16 protein-coding genes and 3 pseudogenes are annotated in these 21,126 nt (G+C 74.4%); 7 read left to right on the top strand and 12 right to left on the bottom strand.

Features of this window, described 5'->3' with window-relative positions; genetic code table 11:
* Nucleotides 1–28: 28 nt before the first annotated feature.
* The 9 genes and pseudogenes from QUE47_RS09315 to QUE47_RS09275 form a co-directional block, all read right to left on the bottom strand.
* On the bottom strand, nucleotides 29–565 hold the full coding sequence (locus QUE47_RS09315; protein ID WP_286217063.1) for a DUF3180 domain-containing protein: 537 nt from the start codon (nucleotides 563–565) through the stop codon (nucleotides 29–31).
* Between the two features lie 4 nt (nucleotides 566–569).
* Nucleotides 570–1,832, bottom strand: a complete 1,263-nt coding sequence (gene folK / locus QUE47_RS09310; protein WP_350227743.1) for a 2-amino-4-hydroxy-6-hydroxymethyldihydropteridine diphosphokinase — start codon at nucleotides 1,830–1,832, stop codon at nucleotides 570–572.
* Nucleotides 1,818–2,050 (bottom strand): annotated as a pseudogene (locus tag QUE47_RS09305) (dihydroneopterin aldolase); the annotation flags it as partial. The pseudogene QUE47_RS09305 and the gene folK, both read right to left, overlap by 15 nt.
* Before the next feature lie 107 nt (nucleotides 2,051–2,157).
* Nucleotides 2,158–3,150, bottom strand: coding sequence for a dihydropteroate synthase (gene folP / locus QUE47_RS09300; RefSeq protein WP_434019670.1), 993 nt, complete (start codon nucleotides 3,148–3,150; stop codon nucleotides 2,158–2,160).
* 5 nt (nucleotides 3,151–3,155) lie between these two features.
* On the bottom strand, nucleotides 3,156–3,770 hold the full coding sequence (folE, locus tag QUE47_RS09295) for a GTP cyclohydrolase I FolE (RefSeq protein WP_286217062.1): 615 nt from the start codon (nucleotides 3,768–3,770) through the stop codon (nucleotides 3,156–3,158).
* Nucleotides 3,763–5,904: an ATP-dependent zinc metalloprotease FtsH gene (gene ftsH, locus QUE47_RS09290; protein WP_286217061.1), complete on the bottom strand. Its 2,142-nt coding sequence runs from the start codon at nucleotides 5,902–5,904 to the stop codon at nucleotides 3,763–3,765. The genes folE and ftsH overlap by 8 nt, the downstream gene beginning before the upstream one ends.
* Before the next feature lie 113 nt (nucleotides 5,905–6,017).
* Entirely contained in the window at nucleotides 6,018–6,575 is a 558-nt protein-coding gene (hpt, locus tag QUE47_RS09285; RefSeq protein WP_286217060.1) for a hypoxanthine phosphoribosyltransferase, read from the bottom strand.
* Nucleotides 6,576–6,605: 30 nt separating this feature from the next.
* Nucleotides 6,606–7,728: pseudogene (gene tilS, locus QUE47_RS17385) on the bottom strand (tRNA lysidine(34) synthetase TilS).
* Between the two features lie 2 nt (nucleotides 7,729–7,730).
* The gene (locus QUE47_RS09275; RefSeq protein ID WP_286217059.1) at nucleotides 7,731–8,828 is read right to left on the bottom strand and encodes a zinc-dependent metalloprotease; all 1,098 of its coding nucleotides are present in this window, start codon (nucleotides 8,826–8,828) and stop codon (nucleotides 7,731–7,733) included.
* A 316-nt stretch (nucleotides 8,829–9,144) separates the two neighbouring features.
* Between QUE47_RS09275 and QUE47_RS09270 the strand changes: the two genes are divergently transcribed.
* Nucleotides 9,145–11,055 (top strand): 5-oxoprolinase subunit B/C family protein, encoded by a 1,911-nt coding sequence (locus QUE47_RS09270; RefSeq protein ID WP_286217058.1) that lies wholly within the window; start codon nucleotides 9,145–9,147, stop codon nucleotides 11,053–11,055.
* Nucleotides 11,056–11,068: 13 nt separating this feature from the next.
* Here QUE47_RS09270 and dacB read toward each other — a convergent pair whose 3' ends face one another.
* Nucleotides 11,069–12,568, bottom strand: coding sequence for a D-alanyl-D-alanine carboxypeptidase/D-alanyl-D-alanine endopeptidase (dacB, locus tag QUE47_RS09265; RefSeq protein WP_286217057.1), 1,500 nt, complete (start codon nucleotides 12,566–12,568; stop codon nucleotides 11,069–11,071).
* 243 nt (nucleotides 12,569–12,811) lie between these two features.
* Between dacB and QUE47_RS09260 the strand changes: the two genes are divergently transcribed.
* The 4 genes from QUE47_RS09260 to QUE47_RS09245 all read left to right on the top strand — a co-directional run bounded on the left by QUE47_RS09260 (nucleotide 12,812) and on the right by QUE47_RS09245 (nucleotide 17,200).
* Nucleotides 12,812–13,312, top strand: coding sequence for an inorganic diphosphatase (locus QUE47_RS09260; protein ID WP_286217056.1), 501 nt, complete (start codon nucleotides 12,812–12,814; stop codon nucleotides 13,310–13,312).
* A 370-nt stretch (nucleotides 13,313–13,682) separates the two neighbouring features.
* Nucleotides 13,683–15,014 (top strand): bifunctional o-acetylhomoserine/o-acetylserine sulfhydrylase, encoded by a 1,332-nt coding sequence (locus QUE47_RS09255; RefSeq protein ID WP_286217055.1) that lies wholly within the window; start codon nucleotides 13,683–13,685, stop codon nucleotides 15,012–15,014.
* 103 nt (nucleotides 15,015–15,117) lie between these two features.
* Nucleotides 15,118–16,344, top strand: coding sequence for a homoserine O-acetyltransferase MetX (gene metX, locus QUE47_RS09250; protein WP_286217054.1), 1,227 nt, complete (start codon nucleotides 15,118–15,120; stop codon nucleotides 16,342–16,344).
* Between the two features lie 145 nt (nucleotides 16,345–16,489).
* Complete coding sequence (locus QUE47_RS09245) at nucleotides 16,490–17,200, top strand: maleylpyruvate isomerase N-terminal domain-containing protein (RefSeq protein WP_286217053.1); 711 nt, start codon at nucleotides 16,490–16,492, stop codon at nucleotides 17,198–17,200.
* Nucleotides 17,201–17,227: 27 nt separating this feature from the next.
* On the opposite strand, the gene QUE47_RS09240 is transcribed toward QUE47_RS09245, so the two are convergent.
* Nucleotides 17,228–17,959, bottom strand: coding sequence for a DUF5995 family protein (locus tag QUE47_RS09240; RefSeq protein ID WP_286217052.1), 732 nt, complete (start codon nucleotides 17,957–17,959; stop codon nucleotides 17,228–17,230).
* Nucleotides 17,960–18,075: 116 nt separating this feature from the next.
* On the opposite strand from QUE47_RS09240, the pseudogene QUE47_RS09235 reads away from it, so the two are divergent.
* Together QUE47_RS09235 and QUE47_RS09230 are read left to right on the top strand one after the other, a co-directional pair.
* A pseudogene (locus QUE47_RS09235) lies at nucleotides 18,076–19,034 on the top strand (zinc-binding dehydrogenase).
* Nucleotides 19,035–19,044: 10 nt separating this feature from the next.
* Nucleotides 19,045–20,145, top strand: a complete 1,101-nt coding sequence (locus QUE47_RS09230; RefSeq protein ID WP_286217051.1) for an alpha/beta hydrolase — start codon at nucleotides 19,045–19,047, stop codon at nucleotides 20,143–20,145.
* Nucleotides 20,146–20,155: 10 nt separating this feature from the next.
* On the opposite strand, the gene QUE47_RS09225 is transcribed toward QUE47_RS09230, so the two are convergent.
* Nucleotides 20,156–20,947 (bottom strand): restriction system modified-DNA reader domain-containing protein, encoded by a 792-nt coding sequence (locus QUE47_RS09225; protein ID WP_286217050.1) that lies wholly within the window; start codon nucleotides 20,945–20,947, stop codon nucleotides 20,156–20,158.
* Nucleotides 20,948–21,126 lie beyond the last annotated feature (179 nt).

Here is a 21,126-nt window from a genome sequence, read left to right as displayed (position 1 = left end):
ATCTTCTCAGGCCACGGCGGCCGACGGTTCAGGCCGGCAGCCCCTCCTCCTCCGGGCCTTCGTCGCGCCGCGCCTCCTCGCCGGGCGCGTCCGCGCCGGACCGCGGGTCGCCGTCCTGCGGCGGCAGCCGGCAGAACCTCTCCGCGACGAGCCCCGCGATCGCGAGGACCACCGAGCACAGGACCGCGACCCCCGCCGCGATCGCCTTGTCCCGCCGCGCCTCGATGCCCGCCTCACCCATGAGGACCAGGGCCTGACCGCCGTACCACCCCACGAGCAAGGAGCCGGCGAGCGCGGCGGACTTCGCGAGCACCAGGGTGCGGGCCGCGCGGAGACCGCTCAGCCCCGGCCTGTTCCCGCGCAGGTAGGAGCGGACCGTCGAGCCGGCCCAGAGCACGGCGCCCGCGAGGAGCAGGAGTGCGACGTCGACCGGCCAGGGCACGGCGGCGAGGAACACTCCCGCGTCCTCGAGCAGACGGGCGACGATGCCGCTCAGCACGGTCGAGGCCACGGCGACCAGGACGAGGGTCCGGACCCTCGTCGGTCGCACCGCTGGATCGCTCATCCCGTCACCCGAGCGTCGACGGGGGTGGCGGCACAGTCCTCGCGGTCTGCTCGTCCGACCCGGCGCCGGCCTGCGGCTCACCGTCGGGGTACGTGGCGGCGTCCTCGGGTCCGTCGACGGCGGGAGCGACGGCCCGGCCGTCCTCGGGGTCGCCCGCGTGGTCGCCGTCCAGAGCGTCGGGGCCTGCACCGTCCTCGCTGGTGCCGTGCTCGCCGCTGCCCTGCTCGTCGAGGTCGGCAGGACCGCCGATGCCCTGGTGGTCGCCGCTGCCCTGCTCGCCACTGCCATGGTCGTCGAACTCGCGGTGGTCGTCGCTGCCGTGATCGCCGAAGCCACCCGCGTCGGCCACGTCACGCGAGCGCGAATCCCCGTCGGCCGGTCCGGGGGACGAACCCACCTCGATCGCCGGAGGCTGCTCGGCCGAGCCGGCAGGCTCCTCGAGCCAGTCGAGCGCGAGCCACCGGATCCCGTCGCTGTCCGGCGCGGTCGCGGCGAGCGCCTCGACACCGCCACCGCCGAGACCGGGCAGCACGGCGTCCGGCGCCACGTGGGCCCAGGGCTCGAGCACGAAGGCCCGCTCGTGGGCGCGCGGGTGCGGCAGCTCGAGATCCGCGCTCGACCCGACGAGCGTCCCGTACGTGATGATGTCGACGTCCAGGGTGCGGGGCCCCCAGTGCTCGTCGCGCACGCGACCGTGGCGCTGCTCGACCCGCTGGCAGGCGTGGAGCAGGTCGCGGGCGGCGAGCGTCGTCCGCCCCAGCACGACCGTGTTCAGGTAGTCGGGCTGGTCGGGTCCCCCGACGGCCTCGGTCCTGGCGAGCGGCGCGACCTCGGTCAGCTCCAGGCCCGTGATGCGGTCGACGTCCAGCACCGCCGCCCGCAACGTCGCCTTGGGGTCGCCCAGGTTCGCGCCGAGAGCGATGACGACCTCGACGGGGCCCGGAGGTACCGCGTCCATCCGGTCGGGTCGCTCGTCGTCCGCATCCGCGGGCGTCGGCGGCCCGACGGCCTCGGGGCCGGTCGGTTCCTCGACACTGGGTACGGCAGCGAGCTCGGTCTCCGGCTCGGGCTCGGCCGCCGGCTCCGCACCGGGCGCGGGCACCGCAACAGGTGCGGGCTCCACGTCGACCGCGGGGAGCGAGGCGCGCGGTGCGGGGGCGACGACGGGCGGACGCACCGTGCGGTCACGCCGGACGGCGACCGCCGCGTCCTCGAACGGGACCGTGATCGGGGCCTGCGGCTTGTGGACGACGACGTCGACCGCCACCACCCCGGGGTGCTCGAGGACCGTCGCCGCGATCCGCTCCGCGACCGTCTCGATGAGGTCGGCGGGCGCTCCTCCAGGACGCCGACGACGTCCTCGGCGACCTCGGCATAGCTCGTGGTGTCCGCGAGGTCGTCCCCGGCGGCGGCGGGACGCGTGTCCAGGTGCAGCACGACGTCGGCGAGGAACACCTGGCCGTCCCGCTTCTCGTGGTCCAGCACGCCGTGGTGACCCGTGGCGCTCAGCCCGACGAGCCGGATCTGGTCGGCGGGCAGCCCGTCGCCGGCCAGGACCGCCCCGGGCAGCCCGGGGGCTCCGCTGGTTCCGTTCACGTCGTCCTCCGCATCGTCGCGTGGTCTGTCGTCCCGTCCGGCGGTTCGACCGGCGCGTCGCCCGACCTGGGTGCCTCACCGGTCCCCGTCGTGACGCGCTCGGTTGCACCGCCGTCCGCTGCGGCCCGCTTCCAGGCCGCTGCCACCCGTACAGCGTCCACCGACCCTGGCACGTCGTGCACCCGCACGCACCAGGCTCCCGCCGCGGCGGCGAGCGCAGAGATCGCAGCGGTCGCGCCGTCACGGGCGAGCGGCGGGACGGGCGCACCCTCCGGCCCGGCGAGGAGCCGGCCGAGGAAGCGCTTGCGCGAGGCACCGACCAGCACCGGCCGGCCCAGCGCCGTCAGCTCGTCCAGGCGCGCGAGCAGTGGCCAGTTCGCGTCGCCGCTCTTCGCGAAGCCGAGGCCCGGGTCGAGCACGATCTGCTCGTCGGCGACACCGGCCGCGCGCAGCGCAGCCATCCGTTGCGCGAGCTCGTCGCGCACGTCCAGCACCACGTCGCCGTAGTCCTCGAGGGAGTCCATGACATCCGAGTGCCCGCGCCAGTGCATCGCGACGTACACGACCCCGAGGCGCGCCACGACGCCGTACATGGCCTCGTCGGCGAGCCCGCCCGACACGTCGTTCACGATCGCGGCGCCGGCCCCGACCGCCGCTTCGGCGATCTCGGCCCTGGTCGTGTCGACGCTCACCACGTGCCCCTCGGCGGCCAGCGCGGTGACGACCGGCAGCACGCGGTCCGCCTCGACGTCGACCGGCACGCGGCCCGCCCCCGGCCTCGTGGACTCGCCGCCCACGTCGAGGATGTCGGCCCCCTGCGCCGCGAGGAGCCGCCCGTGGGCGACCGCCGCCGACGGCTCGAACCAGCGTCCGCCGTCCGAGAACGAGTCAGGTGTGACGTTGACGACGCCCATGACGAGCGTGCGGTCGCGCGCGGCGAGCGCGTCCGGCAGCGGCGACGGCCTCGTCGAGCGGTCGGGGCGGGGCACGACCGCTACCGCCCGATGATGAGGCTCATCGCCTCGGCGCGGGTGGTGCCGTCGCGCATCTGGCCGCGGACGGCCGACGTCACCGTGCGGGCACCCGGCTTGCGGACGCCGCGCATGGACATGCACAGGTGCTCGCACTCGACGACCACGATCACGCCGCGAGGGTCGAGATGCTCGACCAGGGCGTCGGCGATCTGCGACGTGAGCCGCTCCTGGACCTGCGGACGGCGGGCGAACACCTCGACGAGCCGGGCGAGCTTCGACAGGCCCGTGATCCGGCCGTCGACGCTCGGGATGTACCCGACGTGCGCGACGCCGTGGAACGGGACGAGGTGGTGCTCGCACGTCGAGTACAGCTCGATGTCCTTGACCAGCACCATCTCCTCGTGGCCGAGGTCGAAGGTCGTGGTGAGGACGTCGTCCGCCCCCTGCCGGAGCCCCGCGAAGACCTCGCGGTACGCCCGGGCGACGCGGGCCGGGGTGTCCCGGAGACCCTCGCGGTCGGGGTCCTCCCCGACCGCGAGCAACAGCTCGCGCACGGCCGCGGCCGCGCGCGGCTCGTCGAAGTCCGGGACGTCAGCGGGCACCGGCAGGTGCGCGTCGGCGTGGATCTCAGTCACGCTGCTGGTTCTCGTCGGGGGCGGACGGGCCGTCCGTCGGCGCGTCCTGGACGCCCGACGCCTCGGGGGCGGGCGTCGACTCTGCGACCGGAGACCCGACCTCACCGGTCGGCGGGACCTCGCCGGTCCTCTCCACGGGGACCTCGTCGTTCGCGGCGGCGGCGTAGTCCTGCGGGACGACGGGGACGTCGCCCTGCTCGGCGATCTCCGCCGGCGTGAGCACGGGGCCGCGGGTCGAGACCGCACGCTGCTCCGACGAGAGCCAGACGTCGCGCGGCTCGCGCTTGACGACGGGCGCGAACACGCGCGCGAGCTCTGCCTGGTTGAGGGTCTCCTTCTCGAGGAGCTCGAGGACCAGCGCGTCGAGGACGTCGCGGTACTCGGTGAGCACGGCCCACGCCTCGTCGTGCGCCGCGTCGACGAGGGTGCGGACCTCGTGGTCCACGGTCCCGGCGACGGCCTCGGAGTAGTCGCGCTGGTGGCCCATGTCGCGGCCCATGAAGGGCTCGCCCGCGGACTGGCCGAGCTTGATGGCGCCGATGCGCTCGCTCATGCCGAACTCGGTGACCATCTTGCGGGCCGTCGCCGAGGCCTTCTCGATGTCGTTCGAGGCGCCGGTGGTCGGGTCGTGGAAGACGATCTCCTCGGCGACGCGGCCACCCATCGCGTAAGCGAGCTGGTCGAGCAGCTCGTTGCGCGTCGTCGAGTACTTGTCCTCCGTCGGCATGACCATCGTGTAGCCGAGGGCGCGTCCGCGGGGCAGGATCGTCACCTTGGTGACGGGGTCCGTGTACCGCATCGCCGCCGCCACGAGCGCGTGACCGCCCTCGTGGTACGCCGTGATCTTCTGCTCCTTGACGTTCATGACGCGGGTGCGCTTCTGCGGCCCGGCGATGACGCGGTCGATCGCCTCGTCGAGCGCGCGGTCGTCGATGAGCTGTGCCCCGCTGCGCGCGGTGAGCAGCGCCGCCTCGTTGAGGACGTTGGCGAGGTCCGCACCCGTGAAGCCCGGCGTCCGGCGGGCGACCCCGACGAGGTCGATGTCGGGGACGATCGGCTTGCCCGCGGCGTGCACCCGCAGGATCGCCTCGCGACCGCGCAGGTCGGGGGCCTCGACGGCGACCTGCCGGTCGAACCGCCCCGGGCGCAGCAGCGCGGGGTCGAGGATGTCGGGCCGGTTGGTCGCGGCGATGAGGATGACGTTCGTCTTGACGTCGAACCCGTCCATCTCGACGAGGAGCTGGTTGAGGGTCTGCTCCCGCTCGTCGTGCCCACCGCCCATGCCGGCACCGCGGTGGCGACCGACGGCGTCGATCTCGTCGACGAAGATGATGGCGGGCGAGTTCTGCTTCGCCTGCTCGAACAGGTCGCGCACGCGGCTGGCGCCGACACCCACGAACATCTCGACGAAGTCGGAGCCGGAGATCGTGTAGAACGGCACGCCCGCCTCGCCGGCGACGGCCCGGGCGAGGAGCGTCTTACCGGTGCCCGGAGGGCCGTAGAGCAGGACGCCCTTGGGGATCTTCGCGCCGATCGCCTGGAACTTCGCGGGCTCGGAGAGGAACTCCTTGATCTCGTGGAGCTCCTCGACCGCCTCGTCGGCGCCCGCGACGTCGGCGAACGTGACCTGCGGGGTGTCCTTGCTGTGGAGCTTGGCCTTCGACTTGCCGAAGCCCATGACCTTCGAGCCGCCGCCCTGCATGCGGGACAGCAGGAACCAGAAGAGCACGCCGATGATGAGGAACGGGATGATCAGGCCGAGCATCGACGCGAGGAACGACTGCCGCGCGATCTCGGAGTCGTAGCCGTCCTTCGGCTCGGCGGCCGTGACGGCGTCGACGACCTCCTCGCCCTGGGGCTGGACGTAGAAGAACTCGACCTCGTCGCCGCGGTTCTGCTCGTCGCCGTCCGGGTCCTCGAACGTGAAGTCCTCGGAGAGCGTGAGCCGCACGCGCTGGTCGCCGTCGACGATCAGCGCCTCGTCCACGGTGTCACCGGCGAGGAGCTCGAGCCCCTGCGACGTGTCGATGCGCTGCACCGAGGGCGTGCTGAACGTCACCCAGCCCAGCCACAGGAGGAGGAGCCCGAGGACGATCCAGACGTACGGACCACTGAAGATCTTCTTGGCGTTCATCGACGGCGGGGCACTACCCCGCTTCCCTCCGTGTGCACAACGATTCCGCGACCGAAACTACACGCTCCGGCTCGACGTTCCCTGAATGTTCGCCGAGGGCGTGGACCGCCCGGTCAGCTCCCGGAGTAGACGTGCGGCGCGAGAGTCCCGACGAACGGGAGGTTCCGGTAGAGCTCGGCGTAGTCGAGGCCGTAGCCGACGACGAACTCCGTCGGGATGTCGAAGCCGACGTAGCGGACGTCGACCTCGACCTTGGCCGCCTCGGGCTTACGGAGCATCGTTGCGATCTCGACCGACTCCGGGCCCCGGCTGCGCAGGTTCGACAGGAGCCACGAGAGGGTCAGCCCGCTGTCGATGATGTCCTCGACGATCAGCACGTTGCGGCCCTGGAGGTCGCTGTCGAGGTCCTTGAGGATGCGCACGACCCCGGACGACTTGGTGCCGGACCCGTAGGACGACACCGCCATCCAGTCCATCTGGACCCGGTGCTCGAGGCGCCGCGAGAGGTCGGCCATCACCATGACGGCGCCCTTGAGGACGCCGACGAGCAGGAGGTCCTTCCCGGCGTAGTCGCGGTCGATCTGCTCGGCCATCTCGCCGAGACGGGTCTGGAGCTGCTCCTCGCTGAGCAGGACGGACGAGATGTCGCTACCGAGGTCGGACGATTCCACGAGTGCTCCAAGGGGTGTGTCGGTGCGCGGTCACGCTGCGAAGACCAGCCTGCCACATCGCCGCTGGGCCCGGACGCCACCCGGGAGGTGCACCGCGCCCTGCCCCCGCCAGTCGACGACGAGCGCGTCGAGCGCGTCGACGTGGGCCGCCGACAGCGACCCGGGGAGGGCCCCGGCGTCGACGGCCGCCGCGCGCAGGGCACGACGCCGGACGGCGCGGAGCAGCGGGAGCAGCTCCGCGACGACGAGGGCGAGCACGGGGAGGGTCCCGTCACCCGGGGCGCGCGCCCGGCCCTGGGCCCCGTCCTGGGTCCTGTCCTGTGGCCGGTCCAGGGCCCGGTCCAGTGCTTCGGCCGCGATCGCGTCGAGCGCGTCGGCGTCGTCCCGCAGGAGGTCGGCGCTGCGCGCGAGCGCCTCGGGGACACCGGGGCCGAGCACGTCACCCAGGACCGGCAGGACCTCGTGCCGCATCCGCGAGCGCAGCGGGAGGTCGGACGACGTCCCGCCGGTCCGTGCGCCCGTCACCCCGTTCGTCGGGTCGTGCCAGGGATCCAGGCCTGACGCGCGGCAGACGGCCTCCGTGTCGGACCGGCGGAGGCCGAGGAACGGCCGGCGGTACACGCCCCGCAGGGCGGGCATGCCGGCGAGCGAGCGGGCCCCGAGCCGCGGGCGAGACCCAGGAGCACGGACTCCGCCTGGTCGTCCAGGGTGTGCCCCAGCAGGACCGCAGAGGCGCCGTGCCGCGTCGCGGCGTCGGCGAGCGCCGCGTACCGCGCGCCCCTGGCCCGCCCCTCCGGCCCGGCGGACCCGCCGTGCTCACCGACCGCCACCGGGACGACCTCGACCGGGTCGAGCCCGAGGGACCGGCACTGCTCGGCCGCGCGCTCGGCCACGGCGCGCGACCCGACCTGCAGCCCGTGGTCGACCACGATCGCGCCCGCGCGCCAAGCACCCGGGGCGCCGGACGACGCGCGTCGCCGGGAGGACGCGGCCTCGAAGGCGGCGGCCGCCGCGAGCGCGAGGAGTCGGCGCCGCCGGAGCACGCGACCAGCACCAGGCCGCCGCCGGGCTCTGCGGCATCTGTGGCCTCGGTGGCCAGGACCTCCCGCACCGCGCGCCTGGCGGCGGCGACCTCTGCCGGCGGACCGACCATGGTCAGCCGTGCACGCGGGCGACCCAGGCGGCGGGCTCCGCGATCTCGCTCGCCGTCGGCAGCGTGTCCGGAGAGGTCCAGACGGCGTTGAACCCGTCGCGGCCCACGCTCTTCTCGACCGCGCGCACGAACGCCGCACCGTCCCGGTACTGGGCGAGCTTGCTCTCCATCCCGAGGAACCTGCGCAGCAACCCGTCGAACGCCCCACGGCCTGCGCCGTCGCGACGCTGCTCGAAGCGTCGCCGGATCTGCCGGACGGTCGGCACGACCTTCGGCCCGACCGCGTCCATCGCCACGTCGGCGTGCCCCTCCAGGAGCGACATGACCGCCGTGACGTCGTCGAACACGCGGCGCTGGTCCGGCGTCAGGAAGCCCGCGACGAAGGGTCCGTCCGTCCCGTGCACGGCGTTGACGAGCCCTCGGCCGACGGCGCCGGCCCGCTCGCTCCACCGGCCGGCGGTCAGGTCCCTGGACCGCGCCGCCATGTCCGTCAGGAGCCTCCCGGTCCGCTCGGAGAGGTGCGCCGGGAGCCACGGCGCCGCGGCGAACTGCAGCGCGTGCGTCTGCTCGTGGAGGCACACCCAGAGCCGGAAGTCCCGGCGGCGGACCCGCAGTGAGCGCTCCGCCGCGAGGACGTTCGGGGCGACCAGCAGGAGCCGGCCGAGTGCGTCGGGGCCGGCGGCGTACGGGTCGAACTGGCCGAGCACCCGGCTCGACAGCGCAGCGAGGACCGCCCCCACCTGGGCGGCGCCCAGGAGGCTCGGCAGCGGCGCCGCGAGCTGCGACCTCTCGGACGCGGAGAGCCCCTCGGCCAGCGGTCGGGTCATGAGGTCCATGACCTGCGTGTTCGCGAGCGCCCAGCCTGGACGATCCACCACCGAGACCTGGGACAGCGTGTCGCTCGTGGCGAGGGACTCGGGCGCGGGTCGCATGCCGGTCACGTCGAGCACCTCGGGCACGGCGCGCGCCGCCGCCTCGCGGAGGCCCGCGACCAGGGACTCCAGCTCGTCGCGGGTGCCGACGGGCCCGGGGTTCGCTACGCGCCCGGCGATCTGGGCCGCGGCTCGCCAGTCGACGACCTGGACAGAGGTGTTCGTCACCCGGCCACGGTATCCGGCGCTGCAGACACCGCCCGACCGCGGTGCCCCTGCCTCGTGACCTGGATACCCTTGTGGCCCGCTCGGCCGCGGTGCCGCATGACACGGCCCGGCATGTCTCGTCGTGGTTCCGGGCTGGTCCGGGCTGGTGCAGCACGGGCGCCTCACCGACGCGGTACGGACACGACCGCGTCGCGGCTGTGACACGCATGACACGCATGACACGCATGACACGCATGACACGCATGACACGCATGACACGCATGACACGCATGACACGCATGACGCATGACGGATAGCGAGAGGGAGGCCGACCACCGTGCGCATCCTCGAGGCGGGATCCCGGGCGCTGATCGTCGAGCTCGACGAGGCCTCGGGCGACGGCGACCCGATCTCGGTCGCGCAGCGGCTCGGCGCGCTCCCGGAGGTCGTCGAGACCGTCGTCGGCGCCGCGACGGTGCTCGTGCGGCTCGACCGTTCGCCCAGCGCCCGGCCGGAGCCAGGCCTGGACACACCGGCGCGGACGCCTGCCGCAGGTCTTGCCCCCGTCGACGTGCGTTCAGTCGTCCGGGAGCGCTCCGCGCCCAGGTGGGACGCACCCGCCTCGGACGCGACGACCCCGGACCCGGCGCCCGCGGACTCGGAGGCGAACCCGGCCGGGAGCCCGTCTGCGGACCCGTCTGCGCACCCTGACCCCGACCCATCCGCCGACCCCTCCGCCGGCGTGCGGGACCCGGACCAGGTCGTCGTCCCGGTCCGCTACGACGGCGCGGACCTCGCGGAGGTCGCCGACCTGCTGGGCGTCACGCCCCAGGAGGTCGTCCGTCGGCACACCTCGACGCCGTACCGGGTCGCGTTCACGGGGTTCGCTCCGGGGTTCGCCTACCTCGCCGGGGACGCCGGGCTCGACGTCCCCCGTCGCGACTCGCCCCGCACGCGCATCCCGGCGGGCGCCGTCGGGCTCGCCGGCCCGTTCAGCGGCGTCTACCCGCGCGAGAGCCCGGGCGGCTGGCAGCTGATCGGCACCACGGACCTGCCGATGTGGGACCTCGAACGCGACCCTCCGGCGCTGCTGGTCCCGGGCTCCACGGTCCGCTTCGTCGAGTCCAGTACCGACCCCGCCGGCAGCACCCCAGTCTTGGACCGCGTCCGCGATCCCGGCAGCGGTCCCGGGACCGTCCGCACCGGCGGCCCGCCCGACCGTCCCCACGCCGCGGGCGACGGACCCGCCGGGGTGCCGGACGCCGTCCGACGCCCGGCGATCACGGTCACCCGGACCACCTACCCGGTCCTGGTCGAGGACCTCGGGCGGGACGCCGTCGCGCACCTGGGCGTGACGCGCTCGGGCGCGCTCGACGCGCCGGCGCTGCGCCGGGCGAACCGTGCCGTGGGGAATTCCGACGACGCGGCGGGACTGGAGGTCGCGTCGGGCCCGACGACGCTGCGCGCCGAGGGGCCGGTGACGGTCGCCGTCACCGGCGCCGAGACGACGGTTTCGGTCGCTCGGGCAGGCTCGGGTCCGGACGGCCCGGAGAGCAGGTTCAGCACCCCGGGCACGGTGGAGCTCGACGACGGGGACACGGTCACGATCGCCGCACCGGTGCGCGGGTTCCGCACCTACGTCGCCGTGCGGGGCGGGGTGGACGTCCCGCGCGTCCTCGGGAGCGCGTCGACGGACGTCCTCTCCGGGCTCGGGCCGCGGCCGCTGCGCGACGGCGACACCGTCGCCGTGGGCACGAGCCCACGCCGGGCACCGGCTGGATCCCCCGGCACGGGCACCGCATCCGGCTCCGGGTCGGACCGACCGGCCGGCTCCACCGTCGAACGGCGGGACGGCGCGGCACCGTCGGGCGCATCGGACGTGTCGGACGTCACCGTCCTCGACGTGGTCCTCGGCCCGCGGGACGACTGGTTCGACGACGGGTCGGTGGCGCTCCTGCTCGCCCAGGACTGGGAGATCACCGCGGCGGCGGACCGGGTCGGCGCGCGGCTGGCGGGCGCGCGACCGCTCGTGCGCCGGACGACCCGGGCGGGCACGGAGCTGCCGAGCGAACCGATCGCGCGGGGCTCGCTCCAGGTCCCTCCGGAGGGTGACCCGGTGCTGCTGCTCGCCGACCACCCGGTCACGGGCGGCTATCCGGTCGTCGCGGTGGTCGCCGACCACGACCTGCCTCGGACGGCGCACCTCGCCCCGGGTGCGCGGGTGCGGTTCCGTCGGGTCGCCGCCTGACGGACGGGCTCGGTCAGCCGCCGCAGCCGCACGAGGCGAGCTCGTCGACGAAGTCGTCGAAGATCAGCATCGCGCCGAACGGTTCCTTCGTGTCGTCGACGACGATGACGTACGTGAGCATGCGGCCGTCCGCGGTCATCACGGTCCCCGCGAGCGCCGTGACGTCGCGCAGCGAACCGGTCTTGGCGCGCGTGAGCCCTGCGGCGGGCTCGCCCACGAACCGCTCGCTGAGCGTCCCCGTGAGACCGCCGACGGGCAGCCCGACCGCACCGCTGCGGAGCCGGTCGAGCTCGGGGTTCGTCATCGCCTGGAGGACGTGCCCGAGCTGGTCGGCGCTGACCCGGGACCCGTCGGCGAGCCCGCTGAGGTCGGCCAGGGTCATCCCGGTCGTGTCGACGCCGAGACGCCCGGTCGCGGCCACGACGGCTCGCGTCGCGCCGGTCCACGTCGCGGGCAGGCCGGACTCGATCGCGACCAGCCGGCCGACGACCTCGGTGATCGAGTTGTCGGACTCCTGGAGGAAGTAGTCGACGAGCTGACGCACGGGGGCGGACGAGACGCTGCCCAGCTCGGTCGTCCCGGTCGGGACCGTGGCCCGCACGGGGCTGCCGGAGACCTCGATCCCTCGGTCCTCGAGCGCCTCGGCGAACGTCTTCGCCGCGGCCATCGACGGGTCTGCGGCACGCTGGGCGTACTTCTCCTCGTCCAGCCGCGCCGCGTCGACGGCGAGCGCGGTGACCGGTGCGACGAAGCCGCGGTTCACGACGCTCTCGTCCCAGGCGGGCGAGACGAGCGACCCGTCGAACAGCGAGTCGTCGAGCGCTACACGCACCGTCGTCTCGCCAGTGAGCCGGAGCTCGGCGGCGACCTGGTCGGCGAGGTCCCCCAGCCCGGCCCTGCCGTTCACCGCGACCGGGTCGCCGGCGCCGGGCGCGAGCAGGAAGTCGCCGCCGCCCTGGAGGTAGACGAGGCCGTCACCGACCTCGGACTGCACGACGCGCGTAGGGAGCGTCGCCTCGGGGTCGAGGACCGAGAGCGCCGCCGCTCCGGTGAGCAGCTTCTGGGTCGAGGCGGGGGCGAGGAGCCTCGACGCCCCGCTCGACCCGAGGGTCTCCCCGTGGCCTGGTCCAGGACGAGGACGCCGTACTTGCCGGTGACGCGGGAGTCGGCGACGAGGTCGTCGACCTTCGCCTGCACCGACGACGACGCCGGCGTGGGTGCGTCGGGGTCGAGTCCGGGGAGCGCGACGGTCGGCACTGCGCCGAGGACGGCGCCCGGCGCGTCCGGGAACGGCGCCGCAGGTTCCGGGACCGGCTCGACGGTCAGCAGACCGGGCACCAGGTCGTACGCGTCGGCCGCGAGATAGCCACCGGTGAGCGCGAGGACGACGGCGACGGCTCCACCGGCCCGTGCGCCCCAGCCCATCGTCGTCCCGTCGTCGCTCGTGCCGACCTGCTCGTGCCCACCTGCTCGTGCCAGGTGCTCGGTCGGGCTCTCGCCCGTCCGCGTGCACGGGCGCCGAGCATCGAGGTCGGCGCCTCGGAGAAGTATCGCCGATCGGAGGCGGTGTGCGTCACATCTGCCCGGTCGAGCCGCTCCCGGCGTGTCACACTGGTCACGCGCTCACGCGCCCCGGTCGTCGGGGCCGTCAGCAGAACCCGTAGGCACGCAGCACCCCGACCGTCGAGCACAGGCGCGACGCCCAGAGAACCTGGGCAGGCGCACCCCGGCGACGGCACCCCGACCTGGAGGAACAGTGGAGTTCGACGTCACGATCGAGATCCCGAAGGGCCAGCGCAACAAGTACGAGGTCGACCACGAGTCCGGGCGGATCCGCCTGGACCGGATGCTCTTCACCTCGACGCGCTACCCCGACGACTACGGGTTCATCGAGGAGACCCTCGGTGAGGACGGCGACCCGCTCGACGCCCTGGTGCTCCTCGAGGAGCCGACGTTCCCCGGCTGCCTGATCCGCTGCCGCGCGCTCGGCATGTTCCGCATGCGCGACGAGGCCGGGGGCGACGACAAGGTCCTGTGCGTCCCGACCGGGGACCAGCGCGCCGCGTGGCGCCAGGACATCGACGACGTCTCGGACTTCCACCGCCTGGAGATCCAGCACTTCTTCGAGGTCTACAAGGACCTCGAGCCGGGCAAGTCCGTCGAGGGCGCCCACTGGGTCGGCCGCGCCGACGCCGAGGCCGAGATCGAGCGCTCGTTCCAGCGCGCCATCGACACCGGGTACCACACGGGCCACTGACCCTAGGGCTCCCGCTCGAACCTTCCGGCCCCCGACACCCCACCGGTGTCGGGGGCCGGTTCGTGTCCCGGGCCGAGGTCGCCGCCCCGGGGCAGCGGACCCGGCCGCGGTGCGGGTCGCGTCCACGTCCGTCCACCATGTGGACCAGCTCTGTCGCTCGGGCTCCTCGATGCCTACCGTCGACCCATGACCTGCCGAATGTGCTGCTGCTGACCACAGCGCACGTTCGCCTGCCCGGAGACCCGGGCCGGCTCCCGGTGTCGGCCCCGCCCGTGCGGCGGACCACCGGGGGCGTGCGCACACCCGTGGACCGCACCCCCGCCCCGACCGACCCGCCGACGCGACGTCGCCGACACCCCAGGAGCCCCCGATGAGCGAGCAGACCCTCCCCACCTGGTCCTTCGAGACCCGCCAGATCCACGCCGGGCAGGAGCCCGACCCGGCGACCGGCGCCCGCGCGCTGCCGATCTACCAGACGACGTCGTTCGTCTTCCCGGACGCCGGCGTCGCCGCCGACCGGTTCGCGCTCAAGGACCTCGGCCCCATCTACACACGCATCGGCAACCCCACCCAGGGCGTCGTCGAGGAGCGCATCGCCGACCTCGAGGGCGGCGTCGGCGCGCTGCTGCTGGCCTCCGGCCAGGCGGCGGAGACGTTCGCGATCCTCAACCTCGCCGAGGCCGGCGACCACATCGTGGCGAGCGCAAGCCTCTACGGAGGCACCTACAACCTGCTGCACCACTCGCTGCCGAAGCTCGGCATCACGACGACCTTCGTCGAGGACGCGAGCGACCCGCAGGCGTGGCGCGACGCCGTCCGGCCCGAGACCAAGGCCTTCTTCGCCGAGACGATCCCCAACCCGCGCTCCGACGTGCTCGACATCGCGCTCGTCGCCGACGTGGCCCACGCGTCCGGCGTCCCGCTCATCGTCGACAACACGGTCGCGACGCCCTACCTGGTGCGGCCCATCGAGCACGGGGCCGACATCGTCGTGCACTCCGCCACCAAGTACCTCGGGGGTCACGGGGCCGCGATCGGCGGCGTGATCGTCGACTCCGGGAACTTCGACTTCGAGGCCGACCCGGAGCGCTTCCCCGGCTTCAACACCCCCGACCCGTCGTACAACGGCATCGTCTACGGCCGCGACCTCGGCGTGAACGGGATCCTCGGCGCGAACCTCGCGTTCGTCCTCAAGGCCCGCGTCCAGCTGCTGCGCGACCTCGGCGCCGCCGTGTCGCCGTTCAACGCGTTCCTCATCGCCCAGGGCATCGAGACGCTCTCGCTGCGCGTCGAGCGCCACGTGGCCAATGCCCAGACCGTCGCCGAGTGGCTCGAGGCGCGCGACGACGTCCGGCACGTCCACTACGCCGGGCTGGAGTCCAGCCCGTGGCACGCGACCGCGCAGAAGTACCTGCCGCGCGGGGCGGGCGGCGTCCTCGCCTTCGAGATCGACGGCGGCGCCGCGGCGGGCCAGGCGTTCGTCTCGGCGCTGAAGCTGCACTCGAACGTGGCGAACATCGGCGACGTCCGGTCCCTCGTGATCCACCCGGCCTCGACGACGCACAGCCAGCTGTCCGTCGCCGAGCAGGCCCTCTCCGGGGTCACGCCCGGCCTCGTGCGGCTCTCCGTCGGTCTCGAGGCGGTGGAGGACATCCTCGCGGACCTCGCGTTCGGCTTCGCCGCCGCCGCTGCGCTCGACTGACCGACCATCCTCACCGGGACGTCACGACCGGCCCCGAGCCCACGGCTCGCGGCGCCCGAGTGACGTCCCGGCGGGGAACGTATCCTGGAGAGCGGTGACCCCGATGGACGACGACGCAGCTGCAGCACCCGCCCGACCCTCGCCCGGCAGCGCCGCGGGGGCAGGCGGCGGACGTCGGCGCGCCCTCGGCCCGGTCCCCGTGACCGCCGCATGGCGCGAGGGCGACCCGGTCGGTGACCGGCGGTTTGTCGACGTCGGCACGTTCGACCTCGAGGGCGGGCGCCGCATCCCCGACGTCCGGGTCGCGTACGAGACCTGGGGCGAGCTCGCACCCGACGGGTCGAACGCCGTCCTCGTGCTGCACGCGCTGACCGGCGACTCGCACGTCACTGGCCCGGCCGGCCCGGGCCACATGACCGCGGGCTGGTGGGAGGCGATGATCGGGCCCGGCGCCCCGATCGACACCGACCGGTACTTCGTCGTCGCGCCCAACGTCCTCGGCGGCTGCCAGGGCACCACGGGCCCCGCGAGCACCGCGCCCGACGGCGAGCCGTGGGGCGGCAGGTTCCCGCGCGTGACGCCGCGCGACCAGGTCGCCGTCGAGATCGAGCTGGCCCGCGCGCTCGGCATCACCTCCTGGAACCTCGTGGTCGGCGCCTCGATGGGCGGCCACCGGGTGCTCGAGTGGGCCGTGCTGGGGCCCGAGCACGGGATCGAGGTCGAGGCGATCGTCACCGTCGTAACCTGCGCGCAGACCACCGGCGACCAGATCGCCTGGGCCCACGCCCAGCTCGGCGCGATCCACGCCGACCCCCGGTTCCGCGGCGGCGACTACTACGGGGCGGCCGACGGCGACGGACCCCACGCCGGGCTGGCCATCGCCCGCCAGATCGCCCACACGACGTACCGGACCGCCAACGAGCTCGACACCCGGTTCGGCCGGCTGCCGCAGGGCGGCGAGGACCCGTTCACCGACGGTCGGTACGCGGTCCAGTCCTACCTCGACCACCACGGCGACAAGCTCGCCCGGCGGTTCGACGCGAACAGCTACGTGCGGCTCACGGAGTCGATGGTCACGCACGACCTCGGCCGGGACCGCGGCGGCGTCGAGGCCGCGCTCAGTACCATCTCGGCGCGCGCCCTGGTCGTCGCCGTCGACACCGACCGGCTGTTCCTCCCGGCGGAGAGCGCCCGGATCGCGGCGGGCATCCCGCGCGCCGAGCCGCTCGTGGTGCTGCACTCCGAGTTCGGGCACGACGGGTTCCTCATCGAGTTCGACCAGCTCGGGCCCATGGTGACGGACTTCCTCGCGGAGCGCGTCCGGATCTGACCCGTCACCACCATCGCCGAACCGGCGCTTGCGCGCGATGACGAGGGTCAGATCGGAGCCGTCCACCGGTTCGGGCGACGATGATCACCGGTTCGGCGGACGGACGGCCCGCGCACACGGCCCCCGGTTGCGCGACGATGGGCGCATGAGCGCCGACCTGATCCAGCTGTCCCGGACCCTGCGGACCCAGTGGGACGCGCTCGTCGAGTGGATCGACCAGGCGGACCTGGACGACGACGTCCTCGCCGAGGAGAGCGCCGTGACGGGCTGGAGCGTGGGCGAGCTCGTCAGCCACCTGGGGCGCGCGATGGACGCCCTCGCCGTGTGCGGGCCCGTGCCCCCGGGGACCGTTCCGCTCTCCCTCGCCGAGTACCTCGGCACCTACCCCCAGCGCTCCGCGGAGATCACGACCGTCACGCGCGAGCTCGACGCCGAGATCCGGCGCGACCGGGTCGCCGGCATCAGCGCGAAGGCCGACCGGGCCTTCGCCACGCTCGACGACCTCGGCCCGCACGACCTCGTGGTGCAGGCGCGCCGCGGGCCCATCATGCTCCGCGACATGGTCGCGTCCCGTCTCATCGAGCTCGTCGTCCACGGCGACGACCTCGAGCGGTCGCTCCCGGGGATCGCCGGCAGCCCCCTGGAGCGCGACGCGCTGGCGCTCGCGGCCGACGAGCTGCTGCGCATCGTGGTCGCGCGGGGCGGCTGGAGCCTCGAGGTCGCGGACGCCCGCACCTGGATCCGGCTGGCCGCGGGCCGCGTCCCCTACGACGTCGACGACCTCACGCGCGCGCTCCGGCCCGAGTTCACCGCCGGCGGCGTCCCCGACCTGGGCCGGGTCCTGCCGGTCGTCTGACGGCGGCGCGCCCCGCAGGCAGGTACGTCACCGCGGGGCAGGCATCTCGGCGGGGACGAGCAGCTGCCGCCCCACCAGTCCCACCGTCCGCGCCAGCGCCGCCCGCGCCAGGTCCCCGACGAACGGGTTCCCCCGCAGGTCCCACAGCACGAGCGCCGACGCCCATGCGGCGTCCCGCGCCGCGTCGATCGAGAAGTTCGACACCAGGTCGGCCGCCACCGAGAGGTCGCCCGCCGCGCGCACCACGTCCTGATCGAGGAACCCCTGACGGATCGGCCGCACGACCTCGGCGAGCACGTCGTTGACCCGTTCGTAGTCGTCCCTGAGCCCGGGATCCCCCGGCGTGCGACCCGTGCTCTCGCACGCGCTGACCACCGCGAGCGCCAGGTCGTGGTTGATGTGGGCGTTCATCCCCGCCAGCGCGTGCTGCACGGGCCAGATCCCGGGCGTCGACCGTCGGTCGACGAGCGGCGCCCAGGCCGCTCCGGGCGGCCGCCCCGCGTCGAGCGCCCGCGGGACGTCCAGGAACAGCTCGGCGAACACGACGTCGAGCTCTTCGACGAACGCCGGGTCGCGGAACGTGCCGTCCGTGACCCGCACCGCCACCCGTGCCGTGACCTCCCGGTACACGTCGACGAACACCGCCACCCCGTCCGACCCGGGGAGCGGCCGCCGCACGGCGTCCAGCTCGACGAGCACCCTCCCGATCCGCGGGCTCGCACCTGCGCGACCGCCCGCGGTCCCGATCCCCTCGAGCATCGTCTCTCCCTCCGTCGGTGCGACCGGTCGTCGGGGCCACGCGGCCCGCCGAGAGGTTCGTCCACCCTGAGGGAGGGCCGCGGGCGTCCGTCGTGACGACCGATTACCTTGGTCCCATGCTCGCCGCCTACGCCGCCGCCCTGTCCCCGGACACCCCGCTCGACGGGCTCGAGGTCGGCGACCGACCCGCCCCCGAGGCGCGCGAGCACTGGTCGACCGTCGACGTGCGCGCCGCGAGCATCAACCACCACGACCTCTGGGCGCTGCGCGGCGTCGGGCTCTCCCCGAAGGCCCTGCCCATGATCCTCGGCACGGACGCCGCCGGCGTCGCGCCGGACGGGACGGACGTCGTCGTCCACGGCGTGATCGGCGCCGACGGGCACGGGGTCGGCCCCGACGAGCCCACGACCCTGCTCTCGGAACGGCACCCGGGCACCCTGGCCGAGCAGGTGGCGGTGCCCACCGCGAACCTGATCCCGAAGCCTTCCGAGCTGAGCTTCGAGGAGGCCGCGTGCGTGCCGACGGCCTGGCTCACGGCCTACCGCATGCTGTTCGTCGCAGCCGACCTGCGCCCGGGCGACCGGGTCCTCGTCCAGGGCGCGGGCGGCGGGCTCACGAGCGCCGCGATCGCGCTCGGCGCCGCCGCGGGCCTCGAGGTCTACGCGACGTCGCGGACGACGGAGAAGCGCGAGCGCGCCCTCGAGCTCGGGGCGGTGGCCGCGGTCGAGCCCGGCGCCCGCCTGCCGCAGCGGGTCGACGCCGTCGTCGAGTCCGTCGGTCGCGCCACCTGGAAGCACTCGGTCGCGTCGGTCCGCCCGGGCGGCACCATCGCGCTCTGCGGGCTCACGTCCGGGGACCCGGAGCCCGCGGAGCTGACGCGGGTGTTCTACCACCGCATCCGCATCCAGGGCGTGACGATGGGCGAGCGTGCCGACCTCGCAGCCCTGCTGCGGTTCATGGTCAGGACCGGTGTCCGGCCGACGATCGACCGGGTGCTCCCCTCGCGTCGGCGCGCGACGGCCTCGCCCGGGTGCTGTCCGGGGACCAGTTCGGCAAGGTCGTGCTGACGCCATGACCTCGCCCTCGTGCGCACCCCCGACCTCCCCGACACCCCCGCCATCGACGACACGGACGACGACCGCATGACCGCCGTCCCCGAAGGCCCGCTCGGCGGGTCGATCCCGGAGGCCGTCGCCCCCGGCCGGACCGTCCCGGCGCCGTCCGACGGCTGGGTCGAGGACGTCCTCGGCTCGGACTACCGGCGACGGACCCTCGACCTGGGCCAGGACGACGAGGGCGACGTGGTCGCGACCCTCGTGCGGTACGCACCCCGCGAGAACGCGTGGCCGCGCCCCGCCCGCGCGGTCCTGTACGTCCACGGCTGGTCCGACTACTTCTTCCAGACCGGGCTCGCGGAGTACTGGCACGACCAGGGCGCCGCGTTCTACGCCCTGGACCTGCGCAAGTACGGCCGGAGTCTGCGCCCGCACCAGACCCCGGGGTACGTCGCGAACCTCGACGAGTACGACCCCGACATCGACGCCGCGCTGGAGGTGATCCACGCCGAGCTCGGCCCGCACGCGTCGGTCATCTACATGGGCCACTCCACGGGCGGCCTCACGGGGGTCCTCTGGGCCGACCGGCACCCCGGGCGCGTGAACGCCGTCGTGCTCAACTCCCCGTGGCTCGAGATGCAGGGCGCCTCGGTGGTCCGGACCGTCTCGACCCCGGCGATCCGCCAGCTCGCTCGCTTCCAGCCCAAGGCCCCGCTGCCGAACATCGACCCCGGCTACTACGCGCGCTCGCTGCTCGTCGGCGCGGGCGGCGAGTGGGAGTGGGACCTGCGATGGCGGCCGACGCCGTCGTTCCCGGTGCGCGGCGGCTGGCTCAACGCGATCATCGACGGCCACGCCCGCGTCGCCCGGGGTCTGACGATCCCGGAGCCCGTGCTCATGCTCCTGTCCGCTCGCACGATCATCAGCACCCGGTGGAGCGAGGCCATGCGCTCGGCGGACATCGTGCTCGACGTCGAGGCCCTCGCTCACCGGGCGCCGTCGCTCGGGCAGTCCGTCAGCCTGGTCCGGGTGCCGGACGGCGTCCACGACCTCGCGTTGTCGGCGCCCGTCCCGCGGGCCCGCTTCTATGCGGAGATCAGCCGCTGGCTCGCGGGGTACGGCTGGGGGTGACGCGGGCCGGTCAGGAGAACCGGCTCCGGAACTCCTCGGTCAGGGTCGGCCCGCCGTCACCGATTCGCCAGACGGCCCAGCCCTCGGCCGAGAACCTGCCCGAGACGGCGACCGCCGCCGAGTCGGGGCTGCGATAGCTCGTGCCGTCGTCGAGCACGATGGTGCCGTCGGTGCGCAGCGTCGCCTCGAACCGCTGGCCCCGACGCGGCCGCGACCAGACGAGCTCGGTGGGTCGGCCGATCGACCGGGCGAGCGCGTGCAGGTCGGAGTCGTCCTCGTCCGCGTCACCGGCGGCCGCAGAGCTGCGGGCAGCGGTCGGGGCCGCGACCTCGTCCGCCCGGTCGGCGCCGAACGCCGAGCGCCACGCGGCGTCCTCCGCCGCCGAGGTCGCGTCCGGGATCGACGCGTCCACCGGCGACCCGCCCAGGGACCGGTCCAGCCGTCGCTCGTCCCCGAGACCGGCGCCGGACGGCGCGCCCGTGGTCCAGGGGTCGGGGGCCGGCGTTCCCGACGACCAGGAGTCGCGGGCCGGTGTTCCGGACGGTCGCCGGTCGTCGATCGGAGCGTCGACCATCGGGACCTCGCCCGTCGGAGCCGCGCTGGTCGACGCCGTGCTGGACGACGGAGCGGCGTTGGTCGAAGCCGCGATGGTCGTAGCCGGACCGCCCGAGGGCCCGTCGTCCTCGGCGTCACGGCTCTGCGGGGCCGCGACCTGCTCGGGAGCGGCCGGCGGTCGCGGCGGGTCGATCGTCGGGTATCCCCCGGCGCCGGTCCGGACGTCCGGGAGCGTCGAGACGTCCACGAACTTGCGCCCGTCCTCGGCGCGGACGACGCCCGCGGTGAGGACCGTCGTCCGACCCCCGCCTGGCGGACGAACTCCACCGCGTCCAGGACGTCGTCGCGCGCCGTGGAGCAGACGATCACGAGCCGTGCGCCACCGAGCGGGCGGGCAGCGCCCGCCCGTCGGGGCGAGAACGGGAG

The organism is Paraoerskovia sediminicola (assembly GCF_030296575.1).
Taxonomy (GTDB): domain Bacteria; phylum Actinomycetota; class Actinomycetes; order Actinomycetales; family Cellulomonadaceae; genus Paraoerskovia; species Paraoerskovia sediminicola.
The sequence above is the reverse complement of the archived record's forward strand: the minus strand, read 5'-3'. Positions and strand labels throughout refer to the sequence as shown.

Excerpts from the sequence above, each read along its gene's own strand:
- QUE47_RS09315 (WP_286217063.1), bottom strand. The coding sequence starts at position 565 with ATGAGCGATCCAGCGGTGCGACCGACGAGGGTCCGGACCCTCGTCCTG.
- ftsH (WP_286217061.1), bottom strand. The coding sequence starts at position 5,904 with ATGAACGCCAAGAAGATCTTCAGTGGTCCGTACGTCTGGATCGTCCTC.
- QUE47_RS09255 (WP_286217055.1), top strand. The coding sequence starts at position 13,683 with ATGAGCGAGCAGACCCTCCCCACCTGGTCCTTCGAGACCCGCCAGATC.
- metX (WP_286217054.1), top strand. The coding sequence starts at position 15,118 with ATGGACGACGACGCAGCTGCAGCACCCGCCCGACCCTCGCCCGGCAGC.
- QUE47_RS09245 (WP_286217053.1), top strand. The coding sequence starts at position 16,490 with ATGAGCGCCGACCTGATCCAGCTGTCCCGGACCCTGCGGACCCAGTGG.
- QUE47_RS09240 (WP_286217052.1), bottom strand. The coding sequence starts at position 17,959 with ATGCTCGAGGGGATCGGGACCGCGGGCGGTCGCGCAGGTGCGAGCCCG.